Below are 13,745 nucleotides of genomic sequence, written 5' to 3'. Positions count from 1 at the left end.
CCTTTTCCCATCGCCTCAAAGCCATGCTCAATTTCACCCGTCTGCAAGACCTGATTGACCAAGGCGCGCTGCAAGGCAAGCGCGTGTTCATCCGTGCCGACCTGAACGTCCCGCAGGACGATAACGGCAAGATCACCGAAGATACGCGCATCCGCGCCTCGGTGCCGGCCGTGAAAGCCGCGCTCGGCGCTGGCGCCGCCGTGATGCTCACCTCCCACCTGGGCCGCCCGACCGAGGGCGAATTCAAGCCCGAAGACAGCCTGGCCCCGATCGCCGCCCGCATGAGCGAGCTGCTGGGCCAACCGGTGACGCTGGTGCAGAACTGGGTCGATGGCGTGGACGTGGCCCCGGGTCAGGTGGTGCTGCTGGAAAACTGCCGCGTGAACAAGGGCGAAAAGAAAAACAGCGATGAACTGGCCCAGAAGATGGCCAAGCTGTGCGACATCTACGTCAACGACGCTTTCGGCACCGCCCACCGCGCCGAAGCCACCACCCACGGCATCGCCAAGTTCGCGCCGGTCGCCTGCGCCGGCCCGCTGCTGGCCGCCGAGCTCGACGCGCTCGGCAAGGCGCTCGGCAATCCGGCCCGTCCGCTGACGGCCATCGTGGCCGGCTCCAAGGTGTCGACCAAGCTCTCGATCCTCAAGTCCCTGGCCGACAAGGTCGACCAGCTGATCGTCGGCGGCGGCATCGCCAACACCTTCATGCTGGCCGCCGGCCTGAAGATCGGCAAGTCGCTGGCCGAGGCCGATCTGGTCGAGGAAGCCAAGGCCATCATCGCCATGATGCGCGCGCGCGGCGCCGATGTGCCGATCCCGACCGATGTGGTGTGCGCCAAGGAATTCTCGGCCAGCGCCACGGCCACCATCAAAGCCGTGGCCGACGTGGCCGACGACGACATGATTCTCGACATCGGCCCGCAGACGGCGGCCCGCCTGGCCGCCCTGATCAAGACCTCGGGCACCATCGTCTGGAACGGTCCGGTCGGCGTGTTCGAATTCGACCAGTTCGGCGAAGGCACCAAGACCCTGGCCCTGGCCATTGCCGAGTCGAACGGCTTCTCGATCGCCGGCGGCGGCGACACCCTGGCTGCGATCGCCAAGTACGGCATCGCCGACCGGGTCGGCTATATCTCGACCGGGGGCGGCGCCTTCCTCGAATTCCTCGAGGGGAAAGTGCTGCCGGCCGTCGATATCCTGCTCCAGCGTCACGCCCAATAAACCCAAGCGCAGCGTCCTCGCTGCGCTTTTCACTTGAAGGAAAACAATGGCTCGCGCAACCAAGATCGTCGCCACCATCGGCCCCGCTTCCACCGACCTCGGCATTCTGACCCGGATGATCCGCGCCGGCGTGGACGTGGTGCGCCTGAACTTCTCGCACGGCAAGGCCCAGGACCATATCGAGCGCGCCGCCCTGGTGCGCAAGGCCGCGGCCGAGTGCGGCAAGGAAGTGGCGATCATGGCCGATATGCAGGGGCCGAAGATCCGCGTGGGCAAGTTCGAGAACGGCAAGGTCGAGCTGGTCAAGGGCGCCCCCTTCATCCTCGATGCGCGCTGGGGCGAGAACGGCGAGCTGGGCAACGATGAGCGTGTCGGCCTCGACTACAAAGGCCTGCCGCGCGACGTCAAGCCGGGCGACACCCTGCTGCTCAACGACGGCCTGATCGTGCTCGACGTCAGCAGCGTGCAGGGCAGCGAGATCCACACCGTGGTGCGCATCGGCGGCGAGCTGTCCAACAACAAGGGCATCAACCGCCAGGGCGGCGGTCTGTCGGCCCCGGCCCTGACGGCCAAGGACATGGAGGACATCAAGGTCGCCATGAGCTTCCAGTGCGACTACCTGGCGATCTCCTTCCCGAAGAGCGCGACCGATATGGAAATGGCGCGCCAGCTGGCCAATATCGCCGGCGAGGCCTATGGCCACAAGCCGATGATGATTGCCAAGATCGAACGGGCCGAGGCGATTCCGGCCCTGCAGGAAATCCTCGACGCCTCCGACGGCATCATGGTCGCGCGCGGCGACCTGGCCGTGGAAGTCGGCAACGCGGCCGTGCCGGCCCTGCAAAAGCGCATGATCCGCATGGCGCGCGAAAACAATAAGCTGGCCATCACCGCCACCCAGATGATGGAGTCGATGATCGTCAATGCGGTGCCGACGCGCGCCGAAGTCTCGGACGTGGCCAATGCCGTGCTGGACGGCACCGACGCCGTGATGGCCTCGGCCGAAACGGCCTCGGGCAAGTACCCGATCGAGACGGTCGAGATGATGGCCGCCATCTGCCTGGACGCCGAACAATCCGAATACAACAAGCTCGATGCGGACTTCCTCAACACCCGCTTCACCCGCATCGACCAGTCGATCGCCTATGGCGCCCTGTTCACGGCCCACCATCTGCAGGTGAAGGCCATCGTCGCCCTGACCGAGTCGGGCTCGACGGCACTGTGGATGAGCCGGCACAGCATCGACACCCCGATCTATGCGCTGACGCCCTCGACCGGCACCCAGCGCAAGGTCTCGCTGTACCGCAATGTGCGCGCCTACAATCTGCAGCAGGGCGCCGACAGCGCCCTCGTGCTGCAGCAGGCTGAAGAATTGTTGATCGAACGGGGCATCGTTCAGAAAGGCGACCGTATCGTGGTCACCTGGGGCGAACCCATGGGCCAGGTGGGCGGCACCAATGCGCTGAAGATCGTGCGCGTTGGCGAGTTCAGCTGAGCCAGACGACCGGTTTTTACTACTTAGGAGTCTCTTATGGCACTCGTATCTATGCGTCAACTGCTGGACCATGCTGCAGAAAACGGCTATGGCCTGCCGGCATTCAACGTCAATAATCTGGAACAGGTCCAGGCCATCATGGAAGCGGCCAACGCCGTCAACAGCCCGGTGATCATGCAGGCCTCGGCCGGCGCCCGCAAATATGCCGGCGAAGCCTTCCTGCGCCACCTGATCGACGCCGCCGTCGAAGCCTATCCGCACATCCCCGTCGTCATGCACCAGGACCATGGCCAGTCGCCGGCCGTGTGCATGGCCGCGATCCGTTCGGGCTTCACCTCGGTGATGATGGACGGCTCGCTGATGGCCGACGGCAAGAGCGTCGCCTCCTACGAGTACAACGTCGACGTCTCGCGTGAAGTCGTCAAGTTTTCGCATGCGATCGGCGTCACGGTCGAGGCCGAACTGGGCGTGCTCGGTTCGCTCGAAACCATGAAGGGCGACAAGGAAGACGGCCACGGCGCCGACGGCACCATGACCCGCGAGCAGCTGCTGACTGACGTCAACCAGGCGGCCGACTTCGTCAAGCAGACCCAGTGCGACGCGCTGGCGATCGCCATCGGCACCTCGCACGGCGCCTACAAATTCTCGCGCAAGCCGACCGGCGACATCCTCGCCATCGACCGCATCAAGGAAATCCACGCGCGCATCCCGAACACCCACCTGGTCATGCACGGTTCGTCCTCGGTGCCGCAGGAACTGCTGGCCATCATCCGCGAATTCGGCGGCGACATGAAGGAAACCTATGGCGTGCCGGTCGAGGAAATCCAGGAAGGCATCCGCCACGGCGTGCGCAAGGTGAATATCGACACCGATATCCGCCTGGCCATGACGGCCGCGATCCGCAAATACCTGTTCGAGAACCCGTCCAAGTTCGACCCGCGCGACTACCTGAAGCCGGCCCGCGCCGCCGCCATGGAAATCTGCAAGGCCCGCTTCCTCGCCTTCGGTTGCGAAGGCCGCGCCAGCCAGATCAAACCGCTGCCGCTGGAAAAAATGGCCGAGCGTTACACCAAGGGCGAACTGGCCCAGGTGGTCAACTAAGATGATCCGCGGAAGCTGCCTGTGCGGCGTGGTGCGCTACACGATCAGTGGCCCGGTCAGCAAGGCCAGCCACTGCTACTGCACCATGTGCCAGAAGCAGCACGGCGCCGCCGCCGGTTCCTACGTGAACGTGGCCAGCGCCGATTTCCGCTACACGGCGGGCGCGGAGGCCGTCAAGGTCTACCGCTCCTCGCCCGGTGTACAGCGCGCATTCTGCGCCCATTGCGGTTCCAGCCTGAGCTGGCAGTCGGACGCGCATGCCGAGCGCATCGCCGTCACGCCCGGCACCTTCGACGATCCCTGGGACGGCGAGGTCAGCACGCTGCTGCATCTGGAAAGCAAGCCCAGCTGGATGGGCGCACTCAACAAGGAATAATATGTCTGGCATTCTCGAAACCCATCTGAAGTCGCTGCCCTTCCTGCATCGTGGCAAGGTGCGCGATATCTACGCCGTCGGCGAGGACAAGCTGCTGGTCATCCAGACCGACCGCCTGTCGGCCTTCGACGTGATCCTCGACGATCCGATCCCGAACAAGGGCAAGATCCTGACCGCGATGTCGAATTTCTGGTTCAAGAAATTCGGCGACATGATGCCCAACCATGAAACCGGCATCGCCCCCGAAGACGTGGTGGCGCCCGAGGAGCGCGACCAGGTGGCCGGGCGTGCCATCGTCGTCAAGAAATTTCAGCCGCTCGGCATCGAGGCCATCGTGCGCGGCTATCTGATCGGTTCGGGCTGGAAGGATTACCAGAAGACCGGCGCCGTGTGCGGCATCGCCCTGCCGGCCGGCCTGCGCGAAGCCGAGAAGCTGCCGCAGGTGCTGTTCACCCCGTCGACCAAGGCCCCGAGCGGCCAGCACGACGAGAACATTTCGTTTGAAGAAGCCGAGAAGATCGTCGGCGCCGAGGTGGCGCGCCAGGTGCGCGACTACGCGATCGCCCTCTACACCAAGGCCGCCGAGTTTGCCGCGACCAAGGGCATCATTATCGCCGACACCAAGTTCGAATTCGGTCTCGACGCCCATGGCGTGGTGCACCTGATCGACGAAATCCTGACGCCGGACAGCTCGCGCTTCTGGCCGATGTCGAGCTACCAGATCGGCATGTCGCCGCCGTCCTTCGACAAGCAGTTCGTGCGCGACTGGCTCGAAAGCCAGCCCTGGAACAAGCAGGCGCCGGCCCCGCGCGTGCCCCAGGACGTGCTCGACCAGACCTCGGCCAAGTACGCCGAAGCCCTGCGTCTGTTGACCACCTGACAAATTGGGGTCAGACCCCATTTTTCCGCGAAGTATGAACGACGATCTCGCGCGCGCCGTGGCCATCCTCCAGCAGGGTGGCCTGGTCGCTTTTCCGACTGAAACTGTGTACGGGCTTGGCGCCAATGCCGAGGACCCGGCCGCGGTGGCGCGCATCTACGCGGCCAAGGGCCGCCCGCAGGACCACCCGGTGATCGTGCACCTGGCGCCCGGCGCCGCGCTCGACTACTGGGCGGCGGCAGTCCCGCCCGAGGCCACGGCCCTGGCGGCCGCGTTCTGGCCCGGGCCCCTGACCCTGATTCTGAAACGCCATGCGCGCATTCCCGATGCGGTGTCGGGCGGGCAGGACACGGTCGGCCTGCGCTGCCCGGCCCATCCGCTGGCGATTGCCCTGCTGACGGCCTTTGGCGGCGGCGTGGCCGCGCCGTCGGCGAATAAATTCGGCCACGTGAGCCCGACCACGGCCGCCCATGTGCACGAGGAATTCGATGCCGATGGCACGGTGGGCATGGTGCTCGACGGCGGCTCGTGCGCAGTCGGCATCGAGTCGACGATTGTCGATCTGTCGCGCCTGGACACGCATGGGCCGGTGCTGCTGCGCCCGGGCCACATCAGCCCGCAGGCGATTGCGGCCGTGATCGGCCAGCTGCCGGTCGCCCCCGATGCGGCCGCGCCGCGCGCCTCGGGCACGCTGGCCTCGCACTATGCGCCGCATACGCCGGTGGCCATGCAGCCGCGCGCGCAGCTGGTCGAGACACTGGCGCGCCTGCGCGCGGCCGGACGCCGCCTGGCCCTGATCCATATGGGCGACATGGACGCTAGCGGCCTGCATGCCAGCCTGGCCCTGCCGGCGCGCCCGGACGGCTTTGCCCACGCCCTGTATGCGGCCCTGCGCACGATGGACCACAGCGGCGCCGAACTGATCCTCGTGGAAGCCCCGCCGACCGATGGCGACTGGCTGGGCGTGAACGACCGCCTGCGCCGCGCCGCGCATGGCTCCAGCGGCATCGTGCACGGCTTACTCAATGCGCACGTGGCCGGCTAAGACCCTGCTGGCCCTGGCGGCCCTGCTGAGCGCCTGCGGCGGCGGCGGCGGCAGCAGCCCGGCCACCCAGGCGCCGACCCCGCCGCCGCCCGCGCGCGGCAGCCTCGTGCTGGCGCCCAGCCTGGTGGCCGGTTTTTCGGCCAGCGCCCTGGCCAGCGCCGTGAACAGCGCGCAGTCGGGCACCACCAGCATTACGGGCGAACCGGCCTGCGGCATCCAGGTGTACACGCTGCGCTACCGCACCCTGGGCAGCCAGCAGGAAGCCACCGAGGCCAGCGCCGCCGTGTACGTGCCCAGCGGTAGCGGCGCGCCCTGCAGCGGCCCGCGCCCGCTGCTGCTGTACGCCCACGCCACCAGCTTCGATAAAAACTTCGACATGGCCCGCCTCGATAAGTTCAAGGAGGCGGCCCTGGTCGCGGCCATGTACGCGGCCCAGGGCTATCTGGTGGTGGCGCCCAACTACGCGGGCTATGCCGGTTCGGCGCTCAGCTACCATCCCTACCTCGATGCCGGCCAGCAGGCCGACGATCTGGTCGATGCCCTGCGCGCCGCGCGCAGCAGCTGGGCCGCGCTGGCCACGGCCGACAATGGCCGCCTGCTGCTGGCCGGCTATTCGCAGGGCGGACATGTGGCCGTCGCCACCCAGCGCGCCCTGCAGACGCGCTATGCGGGCGAATTCACCGCGGCCGCCGTGGCCGCCATGTCGGGCCCGTATGCGCTGCTGCAGATGGGTGACGCGATCTTCGCCGGCACGCCCACGCGCAGCGCCACCGGCTTCCTGCCGCTGCTGACGGGCGCGGCCGTGCATGCCGGCGCCGCCCCGTATGCGAACCCGGACGAGATGTACGAGGCCGCCTATGCGGCCGGCATCGACAGCCTGCTGCCGAGCACGACCGACCTGGAGCAGCTGGTCAGCGGCGGCCGCCTGCCGGCCAGCGCCCTGTTCGCCGCCGATTCCCAGCCGCAGCTGGCCACGTATGGCTTTGGCGCCGGCAATCTGGTGCGCAGCGCCTACCGCGCCGCCGTGCTGGCCGACCGCGCCGCCCAGCCCTGCACCAGCCTGGCCGCCTGCGCGCCCGGCCAGGCCCTGCGCCGCTGGCTGTGGCGCAATGATCTGCGCACCCATGTGCCGGCCACGCCGCTGATGCTGTGCGGCGGCGAGGGCGATCCGACCGTGCCGTGGGCGAATGCCCTCGCGGCCCAGGCCGCCTACAGCGCGGCCGGCGTGCCGGCCAGCCGCCTGGTGCTGCTCAATGTCGACGATGTGCCGGGCCTCGGCAGCGATTACAAAACGGCGCGCAGCGGCTTTGCCGCGGCCAAGCTGGCGCTGCGTCTGAACGCCCTGAGCCGCGGCGAATCGCCGGCCGAAGCGGTGGCCGCCAACTACCACGCGGGCCTGGTGCCGCCCTTCTGCCTGCTGGCGGCGCGCGATTTTCTCGCCCAGTACGCAGCCCCCTGAATGGCTGTTGCGGGGAACTGACGAAAAGTTAAATGCTGCGCTATACAGGGGGGCGGAAGGGTGGCATAGTAGTCGTGTAGCGAATAGCACGCCCGTTCGATTCGCCCTTACAAGAACATTTCACTCTAGGAGACACAATGCGCAATACTAAGTTCGCGCTGGCCCTGCTTGCCTCCGCCGTACTGGCCGCTTGCGGCGGCGGTACCGGCAGCAAAGGCGGCGACCAAACCCTGAAAACCAAATTCTCGGCCCAGGTGTCGTTCGGCGACTCCCTGTCCGACCTCGGCACCTATGCCGTCGGTACCGTCGCTGCCATCGGCGGCGGCCGCTACACGATCAATGGCGACAATACCGCCACCAACGCGGCCCTGACCGGCAAGAACTGGACCGAGCTGCTGGCTGCCCAGTTCGGCCTGCCGGCCCCGTGCCCGGCCATGACCGGCCTCGACGGCGACGCCAGCAAAGGCTTCGCAGTGCCCGTCAAGACCTATGCCGGCTGCTACAGCTATGCCCAGGGCGGCGCGCGCGTGACCAATCCGGTCGGCCCCGGCAATAAACTGACCGGCTCGCCGATCGGCCAGCTGACCGTGCCCGTCGTGACCCAGGTGGCGAATCACCTGAAAGCCGTGGGCGGCAAATTCAAAGGCGATGAAATCGTGTTCGTGATGGCCGGCGGCAATGATGCGCTCGAAGGCCTGGGCGAACTGTCGGCCGGCGCCACCAAGGCCGGCCAGACTGCTGGCGCCGCCGCCGGCGCCGCCGCCGGTGCGCAGACCTTTGCTACCACCCTGACCACGCTGCTGGCTTCGGGCGCCACCAACCCGGCCACCGCCGCCCAGGCGATCGGCACCGCCATCGCGACCGAATCGGCGCGCGCCGGCCACACCGACCAGAGCGTCGTGGCTGCCGCCGTCGGCGCCGCCGCGATCCAGCCGGGCAATGCCAAAGTGGCCGATCCGGCCGTCTACGGTCCGATGGTTGCCAAGGCCCAGGCCGATGCCACCGCCGCCGGTACCGCCGCCGGCAATGCCGCCGGCCAGAAGGCCGCCGCTGACTACCTGGCCGTGAACGGTCCGAAACTGGTGCCCGCCATGGCCCAGGCCGGTGCTGAACTGGCGGCCCTGGTCAAGACCCAGATCGTCGGCAACGGCGCCAACTATGTGGTGGTGAACAACCTGCCGGACCTGGGCAATGCCCCGGCTGGCAAGGCGCAGGACGCCAACACCCAGGCCCTGATCAAGGCCATGGTCGACGCCTTCAACCAGGCCCTGGCCAGCGGTCTGAACGGCGAATCGAAGATCATGCTGGTCGACCTGTATTCGATCAGCCACGACCAGATCACCAACCCCGGCCCCTACGGCCTGACCAACACGACGAGCCCGGCCTGCGGCAGCAATCCGCTCGGCACCACCTCGCTCGGTTGCAATGGCAAGACCCTGGTCTCCGGTGACGTGAGCCATTACATGTTCGCGGACGACGTCCACCCGACGCCTTTCGAGAACCTGCTGATCGCCCGCTATGTGGCCCAGCAGATGATTGCCCGCGGCTGGCTGTAATCCACCAGAAGAACAAGGAGACACGATGAAATTCAGTTTGAAACTGCTGGCAGCCGCTGTGGCGCTGACTGCCGCGAGCGCTGCCTCGGCCCAGACGGCCGGCAACTGGGCGATCCAGGTCGGTGCCAACCAGATCACGCCGAAAGTGGAGTCGGGCGACATCAGCGCCCCGGCCCTGCCGCACACCAAGGGTGATGTGGGCAAGGACACCGAGCCTGTGCTGATCTTCAACTACGCCGTGACCGATAACATCCAGGCCGAATTCGCGCTCGGCATGCCCTACAAGCATGAGCTGGTGGGCGCCGGTGCGATCGCCGGCACCGGCAAGGTCGGCACGGTCGAGGCCCTGCCGCCGACCCTGTTCGCCCAGTACCACTTCTTCGACGCCAATGCCCGCGTGCGTCCCTACCTCGGCCTGGGCGCGACCTATGCGCGCTTCCAGAAGGCGACCGGTTCCGGCCAGCTGACCGCGATCACCAATCCGGGCGGCCCGCCGACGACCTTCAAGATCGATAATAAGTTCACCTACACGATGCAGATCGGCGTCTCGGTGGCCTTGACCGACAAGTATTTCCTCGACATGTCGACCACCAAGACCAAGCTCAAGACCATGGTGCACTTCTCGACCGGCCAGATCCAGGACATGAAGCTCGACCCGGTGAGCATCAAGCTCGCCATCGGCTACAAGTTCTAAGCGCGTCTGTTAGCATCGAACCCGCCGCGGCCCACCGGCCCGGCGGGTTTTTTTATGCCTGGGAGACAGCATGGAGATGAAGAAGATTAACGCCGGCAAGCTGCGCGCGATCGGCTACGAGGCGCGCACGCGCGTGCTGCGCGTCGAATTCGATGACGGTACGGCGCTGGACTACAGCAATGTCGGGGCCGAGCTGTGGCGGCGCTTCGCCAACGCGGGTGCGCCCTGGAGCTTCTATCGCGACAATATCGAAGAGGAATTTGCCGGCCAGCGCAGCCGCGTGCAGGAAAAGAGCACGCGCGCTGCGCTCGAGGACTTGTTCAAGGCGCCCGGGGACTAGGCGCCGGCCGCTCAGGAGAAGGCGGCGATGCCGGTGATCGCACGGCCCAGGATCAGGGCGTGGATGTCGTGCGTGCCTTCGTAGGTGTTGACCACCTCGAGGTTGACCATGTGGCGGATGATGCCGAACTCGTCGCTGATGCCATTCCCGCCGAGCATGTCGCGCGCCGCGCGGGCGATGTCGAGCGCCTTGCCGCAGGAATTGCGCTTCATGATCGAGGTGATTTCGACCGCGGCCGTGCCTTCGTCCTTCATGCGGCCCAGGCGCAGGCAGCCCTGCAGGCCGAGCGCGATTTCGGTTTCCATGTCGGCCAGCTTCTTCTGGATCAGCTGGTTGGCGGCCAGCGGACGGCCGAACTGCTGGCGGTCCATCGTGTACCGGCGTGCCGTGTGGAAGCAGGCTTCGGCGGCGCCGAGCGCGCCCCAGGCGATGCCATAGCGGGCCGAGTTCAGGCAGGTGAACGGGCCCTTCAGACCGCGCACCTCGGGGAAGGCGTTCTCTTCCGGCACGAACACATTGTCCATCACGATTTCGCCGGTGATCGAGGCGCGCAGGCCGAACTTGCCGTGGATGGCCGGGGCCGACAGACCCTTCCAGCCCTTCTCGAGCACGAAACCGCGGATCGCGCCTTCATCGTCCTTGGCCCAGACCACGAAGACATCGGCCACCGGCGAATTGGTGATCCACATCTTGCTGCCGGTCAGGCTGTAGCCGCCCTCGACCTTGCGCGCGCGCGTGACCATCGAGGCCGGGTCGGAACCGTGGTTGGGCTCGGTCAGGCCGAAGCAGCCGATCCATTCGCCGCTGGCCAGTTTGGGCAGGTATTTCTGTTTGGTCGCTTCATTGCCGAATTCATAGATCGGCACCATCACCAGCGAGGACTGGACGCTCATCATCGAGCGGTAGCCGGAGTCGACGCGCTCGACTTCGCGCGCGATCAGGCCATAGGCCACGTAGTTGAGGCCGGGACCGCCGTACTGTTCCGGAATCGTCGGGCCGAGCAGGCCAAGTTCACCCATTTCGCGGAAGATGCTGCTGTCCATGCGCTCGTGGCGGAAGGCTTCCAGCACGCGCGGCTGCAGCTTGTCCTGGCAGTAGGCGGCGGCGGCATCGCGCACCATGCGCTCGTCATCGCTGAGCTGGGCATCCAGCAGCAGCGGGTCGTCCCAGTGGAATTGGGCTTTGGCTTTGCTCATGAAAATTTCCTGTCTCTGTCGAATGTATTTGTATAGACCACCGAGGTCAAAGCGCGCATTTTACCGCATCGGCGTGCTCGAAAATTGACCATTATGAAATAAAAGGGCGGGCTGGCTGGCATAGCCGCAGGCCTCGACCTCGCCCACGAAAATCACGTGGTCGCCCTCCGGATACTGGCTGCGGTTATGGCATTCGAACCAGGCGGCGGCGCCCTCGATGATCGGCAGGCCGGTGCGCGACAGGCGGAAGGCCAGGTCGCCGAACGGATTGTCGCTGCGGCGCGCGAAGCGCTCGGCCAGATGGGCCTGCTCAGCGCTGAGCACATTGATCACGTAATGCGAATTGCCGCTGAAAATCGGCAGGCTGTTGGCGGCCGCGCCCAGGCTCCACAGCACCAGCGGCGGCGTCAGCGACACCGAGTTGAAGGAGCTGGCCGTCAGGCCGCGGTAGCTGCCGTCGGCCAGGCGGGTGGTGATGACCGTGACGCCAGTGGCAAATTGGCCCAGGGCCCTGCGAAATTGCACAGAGTCAAAGCTGGGTTCAGTGGCGCGCGGGGAACTGGTATTCATGGGAAAACAAGGACTTTTCGTCATTATGCCAAAACTCCTCTGGGAAAGCCCGGGAAAGCGCTGCGCCGATTGTGCGCCGGGCGGGCAGGGCGCACCACGGGCGCGCGCAACAAGGGCGCGCTCCGCATGCTATACTGCATATATGGAACGTATATGTTTAATATATTGTGAGGGGATGCCATGGGCATTGTGAACATCGACGCCGAACTGCATGAGCAGCTGCGCCGGGCGAGCGCCGTGGCCTGCCGCTCGATCAATGCCCAGGCGGCGTTCTGGATCAAGATCGGCATGCTGTGCGAAATGAACCCGACCCTGAGCTTCAACGAACTGCTCGTGCGCGAGATGCGCGGCGCCGGGGTCGACACCAGCGCCCTGCACGAAAGCGCCTCATGATCAAGCGCCCCCAGGAAATCGCCCTGATGGCCGAGTCCGGCCGACTGCTGGCGCGCGTGTTCGAGCACCTCGATCAGCAGCCGCTGATCGGCCTGTCGACCTTGCAGGTCAATGATCTGGTCGAACGCTACATCGTCGACACGCTCAAGGCGCGCCCGGCCAGCAAGGGCCAGTACGGCTTTGCCTATGCGCTCAATGCCTCGCGCAACCAGGTGGTCTGCCATGGCGTGCCGGCCGCCGACGAGATCCTGTGCAGCGGCGATATCGTCAACTTCGACATCACGCTCGAAAAGAACGGCTTCATCGCCGACTCCAGCAAAACCTATCTGGTCGGCGAGGTGAGCCCGGCCGCGCGGCGCCTGGTCCAGGTCAGCTACGAGGCCCTGTGGAAGGGCATCCGCGCCGTGCGTCCCGGCGGCCGCCTCGGCGACATCGGCCACGCGATCGAGCGTCATGCCAACAAGCACGGCTACACCGTGGTCGAAGACTACTGCGGGCATGGCATCGGCCGTGCGATGCACGAAGAGCCCCAGGTGCTGCACTGGGGCCGCGCCGGCACCGGCATGGTGCTGCGCGAAGGCATGACTTTCACCATCGAGCCGATGATCAACCAGGGCGCGGCCGAGGTCTACACCGAGGCCGACGGCTGGACCGTGGTCACGCGCGACGGCCAGCTGTCGGCCCAGTTCGAGCACACGGTGCTGGTGACGCGCCAGGGCGTCAAAGTGCTGACCTTGCGCGCCGGCGAGGGCGGCGGGCGCGCCTAGTTGCACGTGCGCCAGCAAGGGCGCGGCCACACGCGCTAGAATAGGGTTGATGCGTGCCCGCCTGCGGGCACGGGCAAGCCAAGGAGAGCATGGGGTGAGCAGCGAGCACGATTCGAAAACCGCGATTCTCGGCGGCGGATGCTTCTGGTGTCTGGAGGCCGTCTTCCAGGAATTGCGCGGCGTCGTCAGTGTCGAGTCTGGCTATGCGGGCGGGCACACGCCCGATCCCAGTTATGAGGCCGTGTGCAGCGGCGCCACCGGCCATGCGGAAGTCGTCAAGCTGGTATTCGATCCGGCCGTGCTCGGCTACCGCGAGCTGCTCGAAATCTTCTTCACCATCCACGACCCGACCACGCTGAACCGCCAGGGCAATGATGTCGGCACCCAGTACCGCTCGGTGATCTTCGCCCAGGATGCGGAACAGGCGGCGATTGCCGAGGACGTCATCAAATGCATGGCCGCCGTCTGGGATGCGCCCATCGTCACCACGATCGAGCCGGCCGGCGTGTACTACCCGGCCGAGGCCTATCACCAGAACTATTTCCGCCAGCACCCGATGCAGGGCTATTGCGCCTTCGTGGTGGCGCCGAAACTGGCAAAGTTCCGAAAAACCTTTGCTGACAGGTTAAAATAGTTTCATCCTGAATAAAGAT

At 66.1% G+C, this 13,745-nt stretch carries 15 protein-coding genes; 13 read left to right on the top strand and 2 right to left on the bottom strand.

The features are described from left to right. Positions 1 to 23: 23 nt before the first annotated feature. From LZ005_RS19000 to LZ005_RS18955, 10 genes are all read left to right on the top strand, one after another. Entirely contained in the window at positions 24 to 1,220 is a 1,197-nt protein-coding gene (locus tag LZ005_RS19000; RefSeq protein WP_237810081.1) for a phosphoglycerate kinase, read from the top strand. Positions 1,221 to 1,266: 46 nt separating this feature from the next. Then, entirely contained in the window at positions 1,267 to 2,715 is a 1,449-nt protein-coding gene (gene pyk / locus LZ005_RS18995) for a pyruvate kinase (RefSeq protein WP_237810080.1), read from the top strand. 36 nt (positions 2,716 to 2,751) lie between these two features. Further along, positions 2,752 to 3,816, top strand: a complete 1,065-nt coding sequence (gene fba, locus LZ005_RS18990; RefSeq protein WP_237810079.1) for a class II fructose-bisphosphate aldolase — start codon at positions 2,752 to 2,754, stop codon at positions 3,814 to 3,816. Position 3,817: 1 nt separating this feature from the next. Continuing rightward, positions 3,818 to 4,192, top strand: coding sequence for a GFA family protein (locus LZ005_RS18985; protein WP_237810078.1), 375 nt, complete (start codon positions 3,818 to 3,820; stop codon positions 4,190 to 4,192). A 1-nt stretch (position 4,193) separates the two neighbouring features. Beyond that, a complete protein-coding gene (locus LZ005_RS18980; protein ID WP_237810077.1) occupies positions 4,194 to 5,072 on the top strand; it encodes a phosphoribosylaminoimidazolesuccinocarboxamide synthase in 879 nt (292 codons plus the stop codon). A 34-nt stretch (positions 5,073 to 5,106) separates the two neighbouring features. Beyond that, the gene (locus LZ005_RS18975) at positions 5,107 to 6,117 is read left to right on the top strand and encodes an L-threonylcarbamoyladenylate synthase (RefSeq protein WP_237810076.1); all 1,011 of its coding nucleotides are present in this window, start codon (positions 5,107 to 5,109) and stop codon (positions 6,115 to 6,117) included. After that, positions 6,098 to 7,576 (top strand): S9 family peptidase, encoded by a 1,479-nt coding sequence (locus tag LZ005_RS18970; RefSeq protein ID WP_237810075.1) that lies wholly within the window; start codon positions 6,098 to 6,100, stop codon positions 7,574 to 7,576. Before LZ005_RS18975 ends, LZ005_RS18970 begins: the two co-directional genes overlap by 20 nt. Positions 7,577 to 7,713: 137 nt before the next feature. After that, positions 7,714 to 9,132 carry an SGNH/GDSL hydrolase family protein gene (locus LZ005_RS18965; RefSeq protein WP_237810074.1) on the top strand — a complete coding sequence of 473 codons (1,419 nt, stop codon included), beginning with the start codon at positions 7,714 to 7,716 and terminating at the stop codon, positions 9,130 to 9,132. Between the two features lie 25 nt (positions 9,133 to 9,157). Then, a complete protein-coding gene (locus LZ005_RS18960; RefSeq protein WP_237810073.1) occupies positions 9,158 to 9,826 on the top strand; it encodes an OmpW family protein in 669 nt (222 codons plus the stop codon). Positions 9,827 to 9,902: 76 nt separating this feature from the next. After that, on the top strand, positions 9,903 to 10,166 hold the full coding sequence (locus tag LZ005_RS18955) for a KTSC domain-containing protein (protein WP_237810072.1): 264 nt from the start codon (positions 9,903 to 9,905) through the stop codon (positions 10,164 to 10,166). An 11-nt stretch (positions 10,167 to 10,177) separates the two neighbouring features. Here the strand turns inward: LZ005_RS18955 and LZ005_RS18950 are convergent, their stop codons facing one another. Together LZ005_RS18950 and LZ005_RS18945 are read right to left on the bottom strand one after the other, a co-directional pair. Next, complete coding sequence (locus LZ005_RS18950; protein WP_237810071.1) at positions 10,178 to 11,362, bottom strand: acyl-CoA dehydrogenase; 1,185 nt, start codon at positions 11,360 to 11,362, stop codon at positions 10,178 to 10,180. Between the two features lie 60 nt (positions 11,363 to 11,422). Further along, the gene (locus tag LZ005_RS18945; RefSeq protein ID WP_237810070.1) at positions 11,423 to 11,932 is read right to left on the bottom strand and encodes a flavin reductase family protein; all 510 of its coding nucleotides are present in this window, start codon (positions 11,930 to 11,932) and stop codon (positions 11,423 to 11,425) included. Between the two features lie 180 nt (positions 11,933 to 12,112). Between LZ005_RS18945 and LZ005_RS18940 the strand changes: the two genes are divergently transcribed. From LZ005_RS18940 to msrA, 3 genes are all read left to right on the top strand, one after another. Then, the gene (locus LZ005_RS18940; protein WP_237810069.1) at positions 12,113 to 12,325 is read left to right on the top strand and encodes a ParD-like family protein; all 213 of its coding nucleotides are present in this window, start codon (positions 12,113 to 12,115) and stop codon (positions 12,323 to 12,325) included. Next, positions 12,322 to 13,092 (top strand): type I methionyl aminopeptidase, encoded by a 771-nt coding sequence (gene map, locus LZ005_RS18935; RefSeq protein WP_237810068.1) that lies wholly within the window; start codon positions 12,322 to 12,324, stop codon positions 13,090 to 13,092. The genes LZ005_RS18940 and map overlap by 4 nt, the downstream gene beginning before the upstream one ends. Positions 13,093 to 13,186: 94 nt before the next feature. Beyond that, complete coding sequence (gene msrA, locus LZ005_RS18930) at positions 13,187 to 13,726, top strand: peptide-methionine (S)-S-oxide reductase MsrA (RefSeq protein WP_237810067.1); 540 nt, start codon at positions 13,187 to 13,189, stop codon at positions 13,724 to 13,726. The last annotated feature ends 19 nt before the right edge of the window (positions 13,727 to 13,745 follow it).

The organism is Massilia sp. TS11 (genome assembly GCF_022012445.1).
In the GTDB taxonomy this organism is placed as follows: domain Bacteria; phylum Pseudomonadota; class Gammaproteobacteria; order Burkholderiales; family Burkholderiaceae_D; genus Telluria.
Note: the sequence above shows the minus strand (reverse complement) of the source record. Positions and strands in the feature narration are given on the sequence as shown.

Excerpts from the sequence above, each read along its gene's own strand:
- LZ005_RS18975 (WP_237810076.1), top strand. The coding sequence starts at position 5,107 with ATGAACGACGATCTCGCGCGCGCCGTGGCCATCCTCCAGCAGGGTGGC.
- LZ005_RS18940 (WP_237810069.1), top strand. The coding sequence starts at position 12,113 with ATGGGCATTGTGAACATCGACGCCGAACTGCATGAGCAGCTGCGCCGG.
- LZ005_RS18945 (WP_237810070.1), bottom strand. The coding sequence starts at position 11,932 with ATGAATACCAGTTCCCCGCGCGCCACTGAACCCAGCTTTGACTCTGTG.
- LZ005_RS18955 (WP_237810072.1), top strand. The coding sequence starts at position 9,903 with ATGAAGAAGATTAACGCCGGCAAGCTGCGCGCGATCGGCTACGAGGCG.
- LZ005_RS19000 (WP_237810081.1), top strand. The coding sequence starts at position 24 with ATGCTCAATTTCACCCGTCTGCAAGACCTGATTGACCAAGGCGCGCTG.
- LZ005_RS18960 (WP_237810073.1), top strand. The coding sequence starts at position 9,158 with ATGAAATTCAGTTTGAAACTGCTGGCAGCCGCTGTGGCGCTGACTGCC.
- LZ005_RS18970 (WP_237810075.1), top strand. The coding sequence starts at position 6,098 with ATGCGCACGTGGCCGGCTAAGACCCTGCTGGCCCTGGCGGCCCTGCTG.
- LZ005_RS18950 (WP_237810071.1), bottom strand. The coding sequence starts at position 11,362 with ATGAGCAAAGCCAAAGCCCAATTCCACTGGGACGACCCGCTGCTGCTG.
- LZ005_RS18965 (WP_237810074.1), top strand. The coding sequence starts at position 7,714 with ATGCGCAATACTAAGTTCGCGCTGGCCCTGCTTGCCTCCGCCGTACTG.
- fba (WP_237810079.1), top strand. The coding sequence starts at position 2,752 with ATGGCACTCGTATCTATGCGTCAACTGCTGGACCATGCTGCAGAAAAC.
- LZ005_RS18985 (WP_237810078.1), top strand. The coding sequence starts at position 3,818 with ATGATCCGCGGAAGCTGCCTGTGCGGCGTGGTGCGCTACACGATCAGT.
- LZ005_RS18980 (WP_237810077.1), top strand. The coding sequence starts at position 4,194 with ATGTCTGGCATTCTCGAAACCCATCTGAAGTCGCTGCCCTTCCTGCAT.
- pyk (WP_237810080.1), top strand. The coding sequence starts at position 1,267 with ATGGCTCGCGCAACCAAGATCGTCGCCACCATCGGCCCCGCTTCCACC.
- map (WP_237810068.1), top strand. The coding sequence starts at position 12,322 with ATGATCAAGCGCCCCCAGGAAATCGCCCTGATGGCCGAGTCCGGCCGA.